The organism is Streptomyces sp. NPDC006643, assembly GCF_042870175.1.
Lineage (GTDB): Bacteria > Actinomycetota > Actinomycetes > Streptomycetales > Streptomycetaceae > Streptomyces.
Map to the genome: position 1 here is coordinate 80511 of NZ_JBIAHA010000028.1, position 15792 is coordinate 96302.

Below are 15792 nucleotides of genomic sequence, written 5' to 3' on the forward strand. Positions count from 1 at the left end.
GCGATGCGGCGCTACGGCAAGAACCCGGACGAGGACGACATCCGCTCCCGCCCCAACCCCAAGGGCAACAGGCCGCGCACCAACATCCGTCCCAAGCACGAGGACGCGGCCGAGGGCATGGTCCTGACCGTCGACCGGGGCCGGCTGACCTGTCTGGTCGGCGACACCGTCGTCCTCGCGATGAAGGCGCGTGAGCTGGGGCGCAAGGCCGCCGTCGTCGGCGACCAAGTGATGCTCGTCGGGGACCTCAGCGGAAGGAAGGACACGCTGGCGCGCATCGTACGGATCGAGAAGCGCCGCTCCGTACTGAGGCGCACGGCGGACGACGACGACCCGTTCGAGCGAGTGGTCGTCGCCAACGCCGACCAGCTCGCCGTCGTCACCGCGCTCGCCGACCCCGAGCCGCGGCCCCGGCTGATCGACCGCTGTCTGGTCGCGGCGTTCGACGCGGGCCTCGAACCGCTGCTGATCCTGACGAAGTCCGACCTCGCGTCGGCGGACGAACTGCTGGAGACCTACCGGCCGTTGGGCATCCGTTACGTCGTCACACGACGGGACGAACTGGCCACCGGCGAGGCGGCCGACCGCGTACGCGACTACCTCGAAGGCCGGATGACCGCGTTCGTCGGGCACTCCGGCGTCGGCAAGACGACGCTGGTCAACGCGCTCGTGCCGGACGACCGCCGCCGGACGACCGGCCTGGTCAACGCGGTAACCGGGCGCGGTCGGCACACGACCACCTCCGCGCTCGCGCTGCCGCTGGAGAAGGCGGACGGCTGGGTGATCGACACTCCCGGCATCCGTTCCTTCGGCCTGCACCATGTCGACCCTTCGCGCGTCATCCTGGCCTTCCCCGACCTCGTACCGGGGACGGAGAACTGCCCGCGCGGTTGCAGCCACGACGAGCCGGACTGCGCGCTGGACGCGTGGGTGGCCGAGGGGCACGCCGATCCGTCGAGGCTCGACTCGCTGCGCCGGCTGCTCTCCACTCGGGAGCGGCGCGAGGGCGACTGATCCCGCGATGTCTGCCGCTCGCAAGCCTCGGTGAGTGCATAAACTCACCAAGTCTTGGCAAGGTCTGTCAAGACGTACCAAGGCATATCGAAGGCACATCGAGAACGTGCGGTCACCGATGCGGGAGGCACAGACGATGGCGTGGCTGCTGGTGGTAGTCGCGGGGCTGCTGGAGACGGGCTTCGCCGTCTGCCTCAAGCTCTCGCACGGATTCACCCGGCTCTGGCCGACGCTCGCGTTCGCGGCCTTCGCGCTCGCCAGCTTCGGCCTGCTGACCCTCTCGCTGAAGAAGCTCGACGTCGGGCCGGCGTACGCGGTCTGGACGGGTATCGGCGCGGCCGGCACGGCGATCTACGGGATGATCTTCCTGGACGACCTGGTCTCCACGCTGAAGATTGTCTCGATCTCACTGGTCATCATCGGTGTCATCGGCCTCCAGCTCTCGGGTTCGTCCCAGCACTGACCGCCGCGACCGGTCCGGCGACGGCCGCGCGGACCAGGCGCCCGACAGGCTCCCCGTCGGGGGCGACGACGTGGGCGAGGGCGAGGCGTACGGCCAGCTCGCAGCGGAAGGCCAGCTCGGCGGACTCGTCCTTCGTACGGAGGACGGGCTCGGGGGCCCTGGGCGGGCCGGGACGGCCGTTGTCGGACCGGGTCTGTTCGGTCCGGGGCTGATCGGGCCGGGCGCCCTCCGGTCTGCGGTGCTGCGTACGCCCCTGCTCGCCCCTGGCCCGGTCCGCCCTCGCCTGGTCCACTCGTGCCTGCTCGACGCGGGCGCGCTGCACCCGGCCCGCCTGTACGCGCAGCGGCTCCGTACGCGACGGGGAGCCGGTCTCCGTACCGCGGCCCCTGCGGTCCGTCCGCCCGGGATCGAGCGCGGCCACGGCCCGGTTCCGTACGGCCGCCACCAGATCCGCCGGCGCGGGCGGCCCGGCGTCCGCGCGGCGCTGGGCGGGCGCGCCCCCCGGCGGGGCCGTGGGGCGTACGCGACGGGGCGCCGGGTGGCGCTCGGTCCAGCCGTCGGTGAGAAGGGCCCGCAGCAGGGGCCTGGAGCGCGCCTCGGACACCGTCCACTCGGCCACCGACACCAGCCGGTCCACCGGGTCCGCGGGCTCGGCCAGCAGCCGCTCGACGCCGTGCAGATACAGATCGGCCTCGCGCCGTACCAGCGCGCGGGCGAGACCGTCCTTGCTGCCGAACTCGTTGTAGAGGGTCTGTCGCGAGACCCCGGCGGCCGACGCGACGTCGACCATCCTCACGGCGGACCAGGACTGGTCGGTGAGCGCCGAAAGGGCGGCGTTGAGTAGGGCTTCACGCGCTGTAGGCATCGTTGCCTCCCGGGCCGTTCGGCTCCGCACTCAGAGTTGACGCAGCCTCGCGCGCTGTCAAGAGGACCCGGCGCCGCCGCGGCGCCCCACCGGCCGTAGCCCGATCTTGGGCGCTGTCGATACTGTGACGACCATGCCCGATTACCACGATGATCTGCGACTCGCCCATGTCCTCGCGGACGCCGCCGACGCCGCGACGATGGACCGGTTCAAGGCTCTCGACCTGAAGGTCGAGACCAAACCGGACATGACCCCGGTGAGTGAGGCCGACAAGTCGGCCGAGGAGCTGATCCGTGGCAATCTCCAGCGCGCGCGGCCCCGGGACGCCGTGCTGGGCGAGGAGTACGGCATCGAGGGCACCGGCCCGCGCCGCTGGGTGATCGACCCCATCGACGGCACCAAGAACTATGTACGCGGCGTCCCCGTCTGGGCGACGCTGATCTCCCTGATGGTGGCGGGCGAGGGCGGCTACGAGCCGGTCGTCGGCGTGGTGTCGGCGCCCGCGCTGGCGCGCCGCTGGTGGGCGGCCAAGGGCGGCGGCGCGTACTCGGGCCGCAGCCTCTCGTCGGCGACACGGCTGCGGGTCTCGAAGGTCTCACGCATCGGGGACGCGTCGTTCGCGCACGCGTCGCTGAAGGGCTGGGAGGAGCAGGGCCGGCTGGACGGGTTCCTGGATCTGACCCGGGCCTGCTGGCGTACGCGCGGATACGGCGATTTCTGGCCGTACATGATGGTCGCCGAGGGGTCGGTGGACATGTGCGCGGAGCCGGAGCTGTCCCTGTGGGACATGGCGGCGCCGTCGATCATCGTCCAGGAGGCGGGCGGCCGGTTCACGGGCCTCGACGGGCGTTCCGGCCCGCACAGCGGCAACGCGGCGGCGTCGAACGGTGTGCTGCACGAGGAACTGCTCGGCTATCTGAACCAGCGCTACTGACGCGGCCCTCTTTGGGAGGGCTCGGTTCGCCTCGGGGCGCTTCGGCTCACTCGCCGGGGATCGCATCCGGCCGTCCCGGACTGCTCACCGGGTCCCGGCTGTACAGAAGTCCCGTGCGCGACCGGACACCCGGCAATCTTTTTCACCGGGCGTTCGGCCATTCGGGGGAATGGAACTCCCTTGGGACATCCGGGGCGTGCGGTTCTGATCATCGCGCGCCGGGTGTCTCGCTCCGTCCGCCCCCTTGTTGACTCACCGTGTCGGTGTCACTCTGAAAGTCCCCCCACTTGTGAACTTGTGAATCCGTTCTCCAGCCAAGGGACCGGTTCACCGAGGAGGTGGCTCCATCCATGCTCGTCCGTGACGCCATGAGCACGGTGGTCCTCACCATCGGGCCCACCCATACCCTCCGCCAGTCCGCAGAGCTGATGGCGGCACGCCGTGTCGGCGCGGCTGTCGTCCTGGACACCGACACCTGCGGGCTCGGGATCATCACCGAGCGTGACATCCTGATCTCGATCGGCGCCGGACAGAATCCCGAGGTGGAACTGGCCGGTACGCACACCACGACCGATGTCGTGTTCGCCTCACCGGTCTGGACCCTGGAGGAGGCGGCCGAGGCGATGACCCACGGCGGCTTCCGCCATCTGATCGTCTGCGACGAGCGGGAGCCGGTCGGCATCGTGTCCGTACGCGACATCATCCGCTGCTGGGCCCCGGTCAGGCGCCGCCCGCCGGCGCTGACCGGCTGAGCGGGGCGAGCGGGGTCCCACCGGGGCAGCGGTGGAGGCCGGATCCGTCCCGGAACCCGGCCGCCACCGCCTCATCGGCGAGGGCCGTCAGCCGCGCAGGGCCTGGACCGCGGTGTCGAGCCGCTTGCCGAAGTCTCCGTCCGCCTGACGGAAGTTGTTGACCGCCCGCTCGGCGATGTCGTCGCGCGAGACCTGCGAGATGAACCCGGCCAGGTTGGCGACCAGCCGCGCCTTCTCGTCCTCCGACATCAGCCGGTAGAGATTCCCGGCCTGTACGAAGTCGTTGTCCTCGGCGTGGACGGGCGCCTCCGTGTTGCCGGTGGTGCCGGTGACCGAGATGGCCTGCCAGAGGGGCCGGTCGGTCTGGAAGGGGCCGCCGAAGCTGTTGGGCTCGTAGTTCTTGGCGCCCTTGTGCCGGCCGTCGTACAGAGATCCGTCCCGGCTGTTCGTACGCGCCTCGGTGGCGTGCGGACGGTTCACCGGCAGATGGTCGGCGTTGATGCCGACGCGGTAGCGGTGGGCGTCGCCGTACGCGAAGAGACGGCCCTGGAGCATCTTGTCGGGCGAGGGGCCGATGCCCGGCACGAAGTGCGCCGGACTGAAGATCGACTGCTCGACCTCCGCGAAGATGTTCTCCGGGTTGCGGTTCAGCTCCAACTTGCCGATGTCGATCGGCGGGTAGTCCTCGTGCGGCCAGACCTTGGTCAGGTCGAACGGGTTGAAGCGGTAGTCGGCGGCGTCCGAGGCCGGCATGACCTGGATCTGCACGGTCCAGGACGGGAAGTCACCGCGCTCGATGGACTCGCGCAGATCGCGCTGGTGGCTGTCCGGGTCGGCGCCGGCGAGGACGGCGGCCTCCTCGGAGGTGAGGTTCTTGATGCCCTGGTCGGTCTTGAAGTGGTACTTGACCCAGAAGACCTCGCCGGCCTCGTTGTTCCACTGATACGTGTGCGAGCCGTACCCGTTCATGTGGCGCAGCGAGGCGGGGATGCCGCGGTCGCCGAACAGCCAGGTCACCTGGTGCGTCGACTCGGGGCTCAGACCCCAGAAGTCCCATACGTTGTCAGCCTCCTGGCTGCCGGTGTACGGGTCGCGCTTCTGGGTGTGGATGAAGTCGGGGAACTTGATGGCGTCCTTGATGAAGAACACCGGGGTGTTGTTGCCGACGAGGTCGTAATTGCCCTCCTCGGTGTAGAACTTCAGCGCGAAGCCGCGCGGGTCACGCACCGCGTCCGCCGAGCCGAGGTTGCCGGCGACGGTGGAGAAGCGCAGGAAGGTCTCGGTCTGCTTGCCGACCTCGGAGAGGAACTTCGCCCGCGTCCACTGCGAGACGTCGCGGGTGAGCGTGAAGGTGCCGTACGCTCCGGCGCCGCGCGCGTGCACGATGCGCTCCGGGATGCGCTCGCGGTTGAAGTGGGCGAGCTTCTCGAGAAGAGCCTGGTCCTGAACCAGAACGGGACCGCCGGCGCCCGCCGTCTCACTGTTCTGGTTGTCGGCCACCGGCGCACCGGCCTCCGTGGTAAGCGGTCCCTGCGTCACGTGCGCCTCCTGCGTCATACCTGCCGTACCTGTCGCTCGGCGATTGCCTGAGATGATCCTACGATGGACTTTGTCTAAGTCAAGTAGGGGTCCAACTCGACACTCATTCAGGATCTGGGCGCCCTCACTGTTAAGCTGACCCTCATGAGTGACCTGTTGGAACGACTTCGCGAACGCGGCTGGCGGATGACCGCCCAGCGCCGTGTGGTGGCCGAGGTCCTCGACGGGGACCACGTACACCTCACGGCGGACGAGGTGCACGCGCGCGCCGTGGCCCGGCTGCCCGAGATCTCCAGGGCGACGGTGTACAACACCCTCGGCGAGATGGTGACGTTGGGCGAGGTCATCGAGGTCTCGACGGACCGGCGCGCCAAGCGGTACGACCCGAACGCCCACCGGCCCCACCACCACCTGGTCTGTGCGCACTGCGGCACGATCCGCGACGTGCACCCGGTGGGTGATCTGCTGGCCGACCTGCCGGCGACGGAGCGCTTCGGCTTCGCGATCTCAGACGTCGAGGTGACGTACCGGGGCACCTGCCCCAACTGCGCCCACGCCTGAGCCGACCGCCCGCACCGGCCCCGGGAGCCCTCCGCACACATCACCGGAACACGACGAAGGCCCGGATCCTGATCGGATCCGGGCCTTCGCTCTCTGCCAGTAGCGGGGACAGGATTTGAACCTGCGACCTCTGGGTTATGAGCCCAGCGAGCTACCGAGCTGCTCCACCCCGCGTCGGTGAACACGACATTACGTCACCCCGCCGACCAGCGCAAATCCCTTCTCCGGCACCGCTCACGCGGTCAGTTCCTGGTGCAGCGCCTCACGCAGCCGCGCCGCCCGCTCCGTCACCTCGGACGGTCCCAGCTCCACCGCGCGGGCGCACCAGCGCTGCCCCTCGGTCAGCTCCCCGCGCCGGGCCGCGAGCAGCGCGAGCCGCAGCGCGGCGCGTCCATGACCGGCCTGCGCCGCGCGGGACCACCACAGGGCCGCCTCCCGCTCGCTGCCCTCACGGGCCAGCAGCAGCCCGAGGTTGAAGGCCCCGTTACGGCTGCCCGCCTCCGCCGCCTCCCGGTACCAGCGCGCCGCGTCCGTCATGTCGCCACGGCCCGCCGCGAGCATCCCGACCCGCACCTGGGCGCGCCGGTGACCGTGCTCGGCCGCCCGCTCGTACCACTGCTCGCACTCGGTCTTCTCCGGCTGCGCCTCACCGAGCCCCGGCGCGGCCGGCGGCTGCCGCGCGTCCAGCACCGTCGCCAGCCGGAAGGCCGCCTCCGCGCTGCCGCCGCCGGCCGCGCACCGCAGATGCCGCTCCGCCGCCTGCTCGTCGCCGTCCCTGAGGCACGCGATGCCCACCTGGAGGGCCGCCTCCGTGTGCCCGGCCGCCGCGGCCCGCTCGTACCAGACCAGGGCCGTACGGTCGTCGTCCCGGCCCGCGTAGAGGATGCCCAGGTTGAACGCGGCGTCGACGCTGCCCGCCTCGGCCGCCTTGGAGAACCACGGCTCGGCGCCGGTCGGGTCGCCGGCCTGGAGGAGCAGGACGGCCAGCGCGTTGGCCGCCTCGCGGTGACCCGCGTACGCGGCGCGCCGGTACCACTGCTCGGCCTGCGCCGTACGGTCCTGGGCGGCGCAGAGCAGCCCGAGGTTGTAGGCGCCGTTGACGTCGCCCGCGTCCATCGCGGCCCGGTACCAGCGCTCGGCGGTCTGCTGCTCGCCACGCGCGGCGTGGAGCGCGCCGAGCGCGTTGGCGGCGTTGCCGTTGCCGTCCTGCGCGGCGCGCAGCCACCAGACGGCGGCGCTCTCCTCGTCACCGGCGTCGCGCAGCAGGAAGCCGAGGGCGCAGGCGGCCCGCGCCTCGCCGTCCTTGGCGGACGTCAGATACCAGCGCCCCGCCTCCTTCAACTCCCCGCGGCTCTCCAGGATCGCGCCGAGGTGCAGCGCGGCGCGGCGGTGCCCGCGCGCCGCCGCCTGCCGGTACCACTGCGCGGCCTCGGCGAGCAGCGACTGCCCGGCGTCGGCCTCGGCGCCGGGGCCCGCGCCCTCGGCACCGGCCCGGGCCGCGCGGACGCCGGTGTCCGTGTCGTTGTCCCGGCCGGCGATGACGGCGCGGACGGTGTTGCCGGTACGCGCTGCCTGCCGCGCCCGGCGCTCCAGGGCGCGCGCGAGACGGTACGAGGCCTCCCGGTGGCCCTGCTCGGCGGCGGCCCGCAGCCACCGCTCCGAGCCGACGTCGCTGCGGTGCTCCAGCAGGTCGGCGAGCGCGTAGGCGCCCAGCGCGTGGCCCTGCTCGGCGGACTGGCGCAGCCAGTACTCGGCGGCGGGCTCGTCGCCCTGCTCGCGGTAGTGCCTGCCGAGCGCGTGCGCGGCGGCGGCCGAACCGGCGACGGCCGCGACGCGCCACCAGCCCGACGCCTCTTCGGTGTAGCCGCGCTGATGGAGGAGGACACCCAGGTTGTTGGCGGCGGCGCGGTCGCCCTCGGCGGTGGCCGCGCGCAGGTACTTCTCGGCGGCGTCGAGGTCACCGCGGCGCAGCAGCAGCGCGCCGAGCACGCTCATCGACGCGACGTCGCCGCTGTCGGCGGCACGCCGGTGGCGCGCCTCCGTCTCGGCGTCGGCGCTCTCGGTGGGACCGCCGGCGTCCGTGGCGCCGGTCGCGCCCCCGAACCTCTCGGCGCCGGCGGCATCTTCCGCCTGTCTCCGCACAAATCGCCCTGTCTCCAACAGAGTTGCCCTGTCCCCCATAAAATCCATCGTTGCACCACCTGTACCCGCGTACACCTGGTATATCGCGGCCACCAAGGTCACTTCAGCGTTTTGTCGACATGCCCACAGAGAGACAACTCAAACGCTTCTGCGGCCAACTCCCCGCGCCCGCCGCCCACTTGATCGGACGGACGGTCACGGAGCGACCACGAACAGGTACGAACACACCACAACGCGCGGCAAAGGCCCGGATCCTGATCGGATCCGGGCCTTTGCCTTCGTGAGTAGCGGGGACAGGATTTGAACCTGCGACCTCTGGGTTATGAGCCCAGCGAGCTACCGAGCTGCTCCACCCCGCGTCGTTGTGTTCCAAACCGTATCACGACGCGGGGTGTTCACCGATCAGGTCTTGTCTTCGCTCCCGCCCGCCGGTGCCTTGGCGGACTTCTCCGCCTCGGCGGCGCGCTCCAGGGCGTCCTGGAGGGCCTCCTGGGCCTTCCCGTACGCGACCCAGTCCTGCTTCGCCAGCGCGGCCTCACCGTCCGTGTACGCCTTCTGGGCGTCGGCGATGGCCTTCTCCAGCGCGGCGTCACCTGTGGCCGGCGGCGTCGTCGTGTCGCCGTCGCCCGGTGGCTGCGTCTCCTCCGGCGGTTCGGCGCCGTCGACACCGAACACCGCGTTCAGCGCCTCGGACAGACTGTCCTTGAAGACCGGCTTGCCTCCGTAGGAGACGGCGATCTTCTTCAACAGCGGGTAGTTGGCGCTGCCGCCTCGGGCGTACACCGGCTCGATGTACAGGAAGCCTCCGCCGAGCGGCACCGTGAGCAGGTTGCCGTACTCGATGTCCGAGTCGGTACCTCTCAGGTTCCGTACGAACTCGGCGACTTCGGGCACGCCGTTCAACTCGCTCTGCACCTGTTGCGGTCCTTGGACCGTGGAGGTCACTCTCAGGACTCTGATCTTGCCGTAGTCGTCACTGGTGGCATCGGCGTCGACCGCCATGAACGCCCCCAGATTGGGACGTCCGTTGGGCGTGAAGGTCGTCGTCAGCGAGAACTTCTGGGCCGACTGCCCCGGCATCTTCAGGCTCAGGTAGTACGGCGGGACCGCACTGCTGTCCTTGTTCGTCGGGTCGTCCGGCACCTGCCACGCGTCGGAGCCGCTGTAGAACTGGGCGGCGTCCGTGACGTGGTAGCGGGTGAGCAGCTCGCGCTGGACCTTGAACATGTCCTGCGGGTAGCGGAGATGGGCCAGCAGATCCGGCTTGATCTCCGACTTCGGCTTCACCGTGTTCGGGAACGCCTTCATCCAGGTCTTGAGGACCGGGTCCTCGGTGTCCCACTGGTACAGGTTGACCGAGCCGTCGTACGCGTCGACGGTCGCCTTCACCGAGTTACGGATGTAGTTGACCTGGTTCTGCTGGGCGACGACCGCGCGCTGGTTGTTGGTCAGCGAGTCGGTCGTGGTGTCGCCCAGCGTCGTCCGGGACGCGTACGGATAGCCGTTCGTCGTGGTGTAGGCGTCGACGATCCACTTGATCTTGCCGTCGACCACGGCGGGATAGGCGTCGCCGTCGATGGTCAGCCACGGCGCGACCGCCTCGACGCGCTCCTTCGGCGTGCGGTTGTACAGGATCCGCGAACCTTCGCCGATGGCGCCCGAGTAGAGCATCTGCGGCTCGCTGAACGCCACGGCGTAGGCCGCGCGGTTCACCGGGTTGGAGAGATCGACTCCGCTCTTGCCCTGGTAGCTGGTGGTCTGCTCACCGTTCTTCTCGTAGTCCAGCTCCTTCTGCGGGCCGCCCACGATCGAGTACTGCTGAGTCTTCTCGCCGTAGTAGATCCGCTGCTCGTACTTGCCGAGCTGACCGCTGGTCGGCAGGCCGGACTCCGTGAAGTCGGGGGCGCCGATCGTGCCGTCGTTCTCCTCGGTGACCGTCCCGGTGCCCTTGGACGCGATCGCTCCGTACCCATGGGTGTAGGTGAAGTGGTCGTTGATCCAGTTGCGCTTGGGGATACCGGTGATGTTCAGCTCGCGCAGACCGATGACCGTGTCCTGCGGCTTGCCGTCCGGACCCTTGTAGCGGTCGACGTCCAGCGTGTCCGGGAACTGGTAGTACTTGCGTTCCTGCTGGAGCTGCTGGAAGGCGGGCGAGACGACATTGGGGTCGACCAGCCGGTAGCTGGCGGCCGAGTCGGCCGCCTCGCGCTGCTGCGCCTTCTTCTCGGGATCGCCCTTGCCGGAGTAGTCCGTCACATCGGCGTCGTCGATGCCGTACGCGGCGCGCGTGGCATCGATGTTCTTCTCGATGTACGGGGCTTCCTTGGCCTGCTCGTTCGGCTGGACCTGGAACTTCTGCACGATCGCCGGGTAAAGGCCGCCGATGAGGATGGCGGACAGGACCATCAGACCGAAACCGATCACCGGCAGCTGCCAGGTGCGGCGCCAGAGCGTCGCGAAGAACAGCACGGCGCAGATGGCGGCGATGCAGAACAGGATCGTCTTCGCCGGCAGATAGGCGTTGGCGTCGACGTACCGCAGGCCCGTCCAGTTGCCGGTGGCCTTGAAGTCACTCGCCTTGACCGCGAGGCCGTACCGGTCGAGCCAGTAGGCCACGGCCTTGAGGGAGACGAACACACCGAGCAGCACCGAGAGATGACCGGTGGCCGCGCCCGTCGCGCGCGCGCCGGGGCTGGTGACGCGCAGCCCTCCGTACAGATAGTGCGTCAGCGCGGCGGCGATCAGTGCCAGGACGACGGCGGCGAAGCCGAAGCCGAGCATGAAGCGGTACCAGGGCAGGTCGAACGCGTAGAACTTCACGTCCAGGTTGAACTGCGGGTCCTTCTGTCCGAAGGCCACGCCGTTGACCCACATCAGCCACGTGCGCCACTGACCGGCCGCGGACGCTCCGGCGATCAGCCCGACGAGGGCGGTGATCGCGAGCAGCACCCACTTCTTGTACGGGGCGATGCCCATCCGGTAGCGGTCGAGGCTCTGTTGCTCCAGCGACATCGCGCTCAGCGGCGGACGCAGCCGGTGCGCCAGCCAGATGTTGACGCCGACGGCAGCAGCCATCAGCAGACCGAAGACAGCGAACAGGCCGATCTTGGTCCAGAGGGTGGTGGTGAAAACGGACGAGTATTTCACCGAGCGATACCAGAGCCAGTCGGTCCAGAACCCCGCGAACATGACGAACATCATGGCCAGGACGGCCAGAATGCCCAGTGTCATGAGCAGGGTCCGGGCACGTCTGGACGGCCGGCCCACTCTGATCCGTGGCCCGGTCGGGCCTCCGCCGCGGTCCGGCATCTGGAAAGCCAACGTGCGCACCTCGAAGTTCGCGGTCGTGTGAAGCAGCTGAAATCAACGTCTGTAAGTAGGCCCCAGCGATCGTAGGGCCCACTCATGCAACTTACTGAGGCTTTACCTAGTTCCCGCAGGGGGGTCGGAAGGAGGCAGGATGTTGGCCATGTCCAACCTTTCCTCCTCCTCTTCCTCCTCGTCCTCGTCCGATCAGCCGCCGTCGGCTTCGGGCCCGGTCGCCTCGACGCCCATCACCCGCGCGGTGCTGGAGATCGACGAATACGCCTCCGGCCTGGGCTGGGACCAGCCGGCCAGGCTGTTCGCACTCGTCGACACGGCCCGACTGCGCACCGACGAACCGGAGCTGGCCACCCAGCTCGGTCTCGACGACGGCTCGACGCCCGCCCCGCTCACGCCCGTCGAGCAGGACGAGATCCCGGCGGGCACACCGCTCGACGAGTTCCTCGCCACCATCGCGTGGCCCGGCGCGGTGGCCGGCTGCGCGATCACGGTGGAGCGCCTGATGCTGCCGCCGTCCGCCGAGGCGTCCGTACCCGAAGACCTCGACGAGTCCGCGCTCGTGGACTGGGTCGCCGCCCACCCGGACCGCCAGGAGGTACGGATGACGGTCGCCGTACTGCGCGACGGGACGCGGGACTCGGCGCTGCGGCTGCGTGAGAAGGACTCACCGACCCAGGTGCTGACCGGCGCCGGCCTGGTGCCGGGCCTCGCCGAGGCCCTGGCCGCCACGTTCGAGGCGTAGCACCCGCGCGTTCGAGGCGTAACGCCCGTGACGCCGGAGGGGCCGCGTGTGCGGCCCCTCCGGCGTTCTGACGTACGGGCCGGGAGTGCGTCCCTCTCCTGGCCGGTCGAACTCCTAGCTGGTCGAACAGCTCGGCAGACCGGCCGTCTCACCGCTCTTGATCTTCTTCAGTGACGCCGTGGCGTCCTTGATGTTCTTCACCCGCACCAGGGTGAGGCCGTCCGGGATGTCGGAGGCGGCCGTGGCGCAGTTCTCGTCCGGCGTCAGGAAGTACCGGGCGCCCGCCTGCCGCGCGCCGACGAGCTTCATACCGATGCCGCCGATCGGCCCGACCTTGCCGTTGTCGTCGATCGTGCCGGTGCCGGCGACGAACTTGCCGCCGGTCAGATCGCCGGGCGTGATCTTGTCGACGATCCCCAGCGCGAACATCAGTCCGGCGCTCGGCCCGCCCACGTCGGCCAGCTTGATGTCGATCTCGAACGGGAACGTGTGGTCCGTGCCGGCCTGGATGCCGACGATGGCCCGGTCGTCGCCCTCGTCGGACTTCACCGTCCTGATCGTGACCTTCTCGGTGCCCTCGGGCTCCTTGCCGGCCTTCTCGGCCGCCTCGGCGACCTTGGCCGGGACGATCGTGAAGACGACGTCCTCGCCCGGCTTGTGCTTGGTGACGATCTCCGCGACGTCCGGCGGCGCGTCGACGGTCTTGCCGTCCACCGCCCTGATGACGTCCCCGGCGTGCAGTGTGCCGTCGGAGGGGCTGTCCTTGACGACCGCGGAGACGATCACCCGCGACGTGACGGGGATGTTCTCCTCCTTCAGGGCCGCGACCTTCGCGCTCTCCTGGGACTGGCTGAACTCCTCGGCATTCTCCTGCGTGGACTGCTCTTCCGTCTTGCCGTCCGGATAGAGCGTGTTGTGCGGCACCACGATGTTGTCGTGCGACAGCCAGCCGTAGACCGCCTCGACCACATTCATCTTGTAATCCGCGCCGGTGACCCTGACGGTCGTCATATTGAGATGACCCGTCGTCGGATAGGTCTTGCGACCGGAGATATGGAGCACCGGCTCACCATTCGCGTCGCCCAGCGTGTTCACCGTCGGTCCCGGACTCATCTCCGAGTACGGCACGGGAATGAACACTCCCGCACAGAGCAGCGCGATGAGGACGAGGGTGGAGGCGAGCATCGTCGCGGTGCGGCGTGGCATGGAACGACAGTACGGTAAGGGTCTGTCGGCGCACCCCCGGGGCCGGTCCGTACGGGGCGACTTGGCCCGGGTCCGTGGCCTGGCGAGCGGCCGGACGGGGCCTCGGGCCACCGGAGCGACGAGGTGCGCGGGGTGCGGGCGCGATACCTCAGGTGACGTCCGTGGTGGCCGGGTGGGATTTCGCCATCGCGTCGCGGAAGCGCGCGTAGCCGGCGAGTTCGGCTATGTCTCCGGTGGTGCGGTTCCTTGAGACCCAGCTTCCCCATATCGCCGCGCCGACAGCGGCGAAGAGCGGAATCAGCAACCAGGCAAGCGCGGCCATCCCGACCTCCTTACCAAGTGTGTGAAGGGACTGATCAGCAGATTAGTCATCCGCTGCTTCAACGCTCCGGGCAGGGGGGCGGTTACGCAAATCGGGCCACATGGGAACGGAGGGCGACGGGCGGTGCGGGAAGGGCGTCAGCAGGCCCCGACCCATTCCTCGGTGCCGTCGGAGAATGTCTGGTGCTTCCATATCGGCACGTCGTGCTTGAGGTCGTCGATCAGCTTGCGGCAGGCCTCGAAGGCCTCCGCGCGGTGCGGGCACGAGACGGCGACGACGACCGCCAGGTCTCCGACGGCGAGGTCACCCACACGGTGGACGGCCGCCAGCGCCCGGACGGGGTAATCGGCGACGACCTTCTCGGCCACCCGGCGTAGCTCCGCCTCGGCGGACGGGTGACAGGAGTATCCGAGGGTGTCGACATCGGCGCCGCCGTCATGGTTGCGGACGGTCCCGACGAACAGGGCGGTCCCGCCTGCCGCGTCGTCGCCGACGGCGCGGAAGATCTCGTCGACGGACAGCGGGCTCTCGCGGATCGCCAGCAGCCGGATGGGGTCCTGTGCCGCCTGCTCACCCGGGTGCGCCTCGATGCGTGCCATGGGGCCCATCGTGCCGTACGGCACGGGCATCGCGTAATGGCGCGTTCGACCGGCTGTCCGCCCGCCCGCTTGGAGCCTCCTACAGAGGGCGGCGTACATCCGGCACCCGGCGTGCACCCGGCGCCCGGCGCGGACTCAGCGCCGGCGTGCCTTACGGGCGCGGCGTACCACCGCTGCCGCGCCGAGCAGGGCGACCGTCGCTCCGGCGGCTCCGGCGGCCGTGGCGTCCTTGCGGCCCAGCCGGCGGCCGGCGACGGTGTGACGGCCCTCGACCTCTTCGAGGAGCGCGCCGAGGACTTCCTCGTTGGTCCACCGGGGCCGCCAGCCCGCGTCGTGGAGACGGCTGACGCTGACCACCCAGGGATGCATCGTGTAGGCGAGGTCACCGGCCGGGGACGGGGTGAGGCCGATGCGGTGCAGCCGGGCGGCGGCGCCGAGGGCGACCGCGGAGGGCAGCTCCATCCGGCGGATACCGCTCAGCTCCTCGATCTCCTCCTGTTCGAGCCAGCCGTCGCAGCCGACCGCGAACTCGCCCTCGACCTTCTCCAGAGCCGCGTACTCCAGGGCGCTGACCAGGTCGTCGACGTGGCAGAACTGCCAGGTGGGCCGGGACCCGGCGACGACCAGCAGCCGGGGCGACTCGAAGTAGCGGGTCAGGGCGGTGTCCGTACCGCCGACGAGGACGGCCGGCCGTACGACCGTGACGTTCAGGCCCGGGTGTGCGCGGGGTGCCCGGCGGCCGAGCCGTTCGATCTCCAGCAGGTCCCCGACGCCCGTGGCCTCCGCCGTGGCGCGCAGCTCGGCGTCCTCCGACAGCGGGATGTCGTTGTCCGGCAGCGCTCCGTAGACCATGGCCGAGGTGCACAGGACGACCCGGTGCACCCCCGCCGCCGCGGCGGCGGTGAGCACGGTCTGGGTGCCGCGGACGTTGTACGCCGTACGGGCCGCCGCGTCCCGCTCCAGGTCCAGATCGAGCGCCAGGTGCACCACCACGTCCGCGCCGCGCAGTTTCTCGGCGATGGCCGGATCCCGTACGTCGAGGATGTGCCACTGCGCCTCTGTCACCTCGCCGCGGCGCTCGTCGATGGCGACGACCTGCTTGATCTCCTCGGACGCCGCGAGGCGCCGGGTGAGCAGGTCGCCGACGCCGGAGGCGGCTCCGGTGACCGCGACGACGGGGCCGCGCGGCGGGGTCGGGGTTGAGCGGTTTCGCGCTGCGCGAACCTGTGGATCTGGGGAACTCACCGGGCGTCTCCAGCGGTTGTCTTCAGTACGGACGTGTAGGAAACGTGCGTACCAGGTGGCGTCCATCCTGCCGCAGGCCGAGCG

General features: G+C 70.0%; 13 protein-coding genes, 2 tRNA genes and 1 pseudogene. 6 read left to right on the forward strand and 10 right to left on the reverse strand.

The annotated features are described in order from the left end of the window. Positions 1-3 precede the first annotated feature (3 nt). The gene (rsgA, locus tag ACFYNU_RS31875) at positions 4-1014 is read left to right on the forward strand and encodes a ribosome small subunit-dependent GTPase A (RefSeq protein WP_356586254.1); all 1011 of its coding nucleotides are present in this window, start codon (positions 4-6) and stop codon (positions 1012-1014) included. Between the two features lie 136 nt (positions 1015-1150). Next, the gene (locus ACFYNU_RS31880) at positions 1151-1477 is read left to right on the forward strand and encodes a multidrug efflux SMR transporter (RefSeq protein ID WP_356586586.1); all 327 of its coding nucleotides are present in this window, start codon (positions 1151-1153) and stop codon (positions 1475-1477) included. 409 nt (positions 1478-1886) lie between these two features. Here ACFYNU_RS31880 and ACFYNU_RS31885 read toward each other — a convergent pair. Continuing rightward, a pseudogene (locus ACFYNU_RS31885) lies at positions 1887-2342 on the reverse strand (TetR/AcrR family transcriptional regulator); the annotation flags it as partial. Between the two features lie 133 nt (positions 2343-2475). Between ACFYNU_RS31885 and hisN the strand changes: the two are divergent. Both hisN and ACFYNU_RS31895 read left to right on the forward strand, forming a co-directional pair. Next, the gene (hisN, locus tag ACFYNU_RS31890) at positions 2476-3276 is read left to right on the forward strand and encodes a histidinol-phosphatase (RefSeq protein WP_354604851.1); all 801 of its coding nucleotides are present in this window, start codon (positions 2476-2478) and stop codon (positions 3274-3276) included. A 350-nt stretch (positions 3277-3626) separates the two neighbouring features. Then, complete coding sequence (locus ACFYNU_RS31895; RefSeq protein WP_356586251.1) at positions 3627-4028, forward strand: CBS domain-containing protein; 402 nt, start codon at positions 3627-3629, stop codon at positions 4026-4028. Between the two features lie 87 nt (positions 4029-4115). Here ACFYNU_RS31895 and ACFYNU_RS31900 read toward each other — a convergent pair whose 3' ends face one another. Further along, complete coding sequence (locus tag ACFYNU_RS31900; protein WP_356586249.1) at positions 4116-5585, reverse strand: catalase; 1470 nt, start codon at positions 5583-5585, stop codon at positions 4116-4118. A 126-nt stretch (positions 5586-5711) separates the two neighbouring features. Here ACFYNU_RS31900 and ACFYNU_RS31905 point away from each other — a divergent pair, with 126 nt between their 5' ends. Beyond that, positions 5712-6128, forward strand: coding sequence for a Fur family transcriptional regulator (locus ACFYNU_RS31905; RefSeq protein WP_356586247.1), 417 nt, complete (start codon positions 5712-5714; stop codon positions 6126-6128). Between the two features lie 100 nt (positions 6129-6228). On the opposite strand, the gene ACFYNU_RS31910 is transcribed toward ACFYNU_RS31905, so the two are convergent. The 4 genes from ACFYNU_RS31910 to ACFYNU_RS31925 form a co-directional block, all read right to left on the reverse strand. Next, a tRNA-Met gene (locus ACFYNU_RS31910) sits at positions 6229-6302 on the reverse strand. A gap of 60 nt (positions 6303-6362) precedes the next feature. Then, the gene (locus ACFYNU_RS31915) at positions 6363-8318 is read right to left on the reverse strand and encodes a tetratricopeptide repeat protein (protein WP_356586245.1); all 1956 of its coding nucleotides are present in this window, start codon (positions 8316-8318) and stop codon (positions 6363-6365) included. Between the two features lie 237 nt (positions 8319-8555). After that, positions 8556-8629: transfer RNA gene (locus ACFYNU_RS31920), tRNA-Met, on the reverse strand. A gap of 43 nt (positions 8630-8672) precedes the next feature. Further along, complete coding sequence (locus ACFYNU_RS31925) at positions 8673-11579, reverse strand: UPF0182 family protein (RefSeq protein ID WP_356586584.1); 2907 nt, start codon at positions 11577-11579, stop codon at positions 8673-8675. A gap of 151 nt (positions 11580-11730) precedes the next feature. On the opposite strand from ACFYNU_RS31925, the gene ACFYNU_RS31930 reads away from it, so the two are divergent. Further along, positions 11731-12336: a PPA1309 family protein gene (locus tag ACFYNU_RS31930; RefSeq protein ID WP_388767986.1), complete on the forward strand. Its 606-nt coding sequence runs from the start codon at positions 11731-11733 to the stop codon at positions 12334-12336. 114 nt (positions 12337-12450) lie between these two features. Here ACFYNU_RS31930 and ACFYNU_RS31935 read toward each other — a convergent pair whose 3' ends face one another. The 4 genes from ACFYNU_RS31935 to ACFYNU_RS31950 form a co-directional block, all read right to left on the reverse strand. After that, the gene (locus ACFYNU_RS31935; RefSeq protein ID WP_356586241.1) at positions 12451-13542 is read right to left on the reverse strand and encodes a PDZ domain-containing protein; all 1092 of its coding nucleotides are present in this window, start codon (positions 13540-13542) and stop codon (positions 12451-12453) included. Between the two features lie 148 nt (positions 13543-13690). After that, positions 13691-13864 (reverse strand): hypothetical protein, encoded by a 174-nt coding sequence (locus tag ACFYNU_RS31940; protein ID WP_356586239.1) that lies wholly within the window; start codon positions 13862-13864, stop codon positions 13691-13693. A gap of 137 nt (positions 13865-14001) precedes the next feature. After that, positions 14002-14463 carry a molybdenum cofactor biosynthesis protein MoaE gene (locus tag ACFYNU_RS31945; RefSeq protein ID WP_356586237.1) on the reverse strand — a complete coding sequence of 154 codons (462 nt, stop codon included), beginning with the start codon at positions 14461-14463 and terminating at the stop codon, positions 14002-14004. Between the two features lie 135 nt (positions 14464-14598). Continuing rightward, complete coding sequence (locus tag ACFYNU_RS31950; RefSeq protein ID WP_356586235.1) at positions 14599-15708, reverse strand: SDR family oxidoreductase; 1110 nt, start codon at positions 15706-15708, stop codon at positions 14599-14601. Between the last annotated feature and the right edge of the window lie 84 nt (positions 15709-15792).

Excerpts from the sequence above, each read along its gene's own strand:
- ACFYNU_RS31940 (WP_356586239.1), bottom strand. The coding sequence starts at position 13,864 with ATGGCCGCGCTTGCCTGGTTGCTGATTCCGCTCTTCGCCGCTGTCGGC.
- ACFYNU_RS31945 (WP_356586237.1), bottom strand. The coding sequence starts at position 14,463 with ATGGCACGCATCGAGGCGCACCCGGGTGAGCAGGCGGCACAGGACCCC.
- ACFYNU_RS31930 (WP_388767986.1), top strand. The coding sequence starts at position 11,731 with ATGTTGGCCATGTCCAACCTTTCCTCCTCCTCTTCCTCCTCGTCCTCG.
- ACFYNU_RS31905 (WP_356586247.1), top strand. The coding sequence starts at position 5,712 with ATGAGTGACCTGTTGGAACGACTTCGCGAACGCGGCTGGCGGATGACC.
- ACFYNU_RS31915 (WP_356586245.1), bottom strand. The coding sequence starts at position 8,318 with ATGGATTTTATGGGGGACAGGGCAACTCTGTTGGAGACAGGGCGATTT.
- ACFYNU_RS31895 (WP_356586251.1), top strand. The coding sequence starts at position 3,627 with ATGCTCGTCCGTGACGCCATGAGCACGGTGGTCCTCACCATCGGGCCC.
- ACFYNU_RS31935 (WP_356586241.1), bottom strand. The coding sequence starts at position 13,542 with ATGCCACGCCGCACCGCGACGATGCTCGCCTCCACCCTCGTCCTCATC.
- ACFYNU_RS31880 (WP_356586586.1), top strand. The coding sequence starts at position 1,151 with ATGGCGTGGCTGCTGGTGGTAGTCGCGGGGCTGCTGGAGACGGGCTTC.
- ACFYNU_RS31900 (WP_356586249.1), bottom strand. The coding sequence starts at position 5,585 with ATGACGCAGGAGGCGCACGTGACGCAGGGACCGCTTACCACGGAGGCC.
- ACFYNU_RS31925 (WP_356586584.1), bottom strand. The coding sequence starts at position 11,579 with ATGCCGGACCGCGGCGGAGGCCCGACCGGGCCACGGATCAGAGTGGGC.
- rsgA (WP_356586254.1), top strand. The coding sequence starts at position 4 with ATGCGGCGCTACGGCAAGAACCCGGACGAGGACGACATCCGCTCCCGC.
- hisN (WP_354604851.1), top strand. The coding sequence starts at position 2,476 with ATGCCCGATTACCACGATGATCTGCGACTCGCCCATGTCCTCGCGGAC.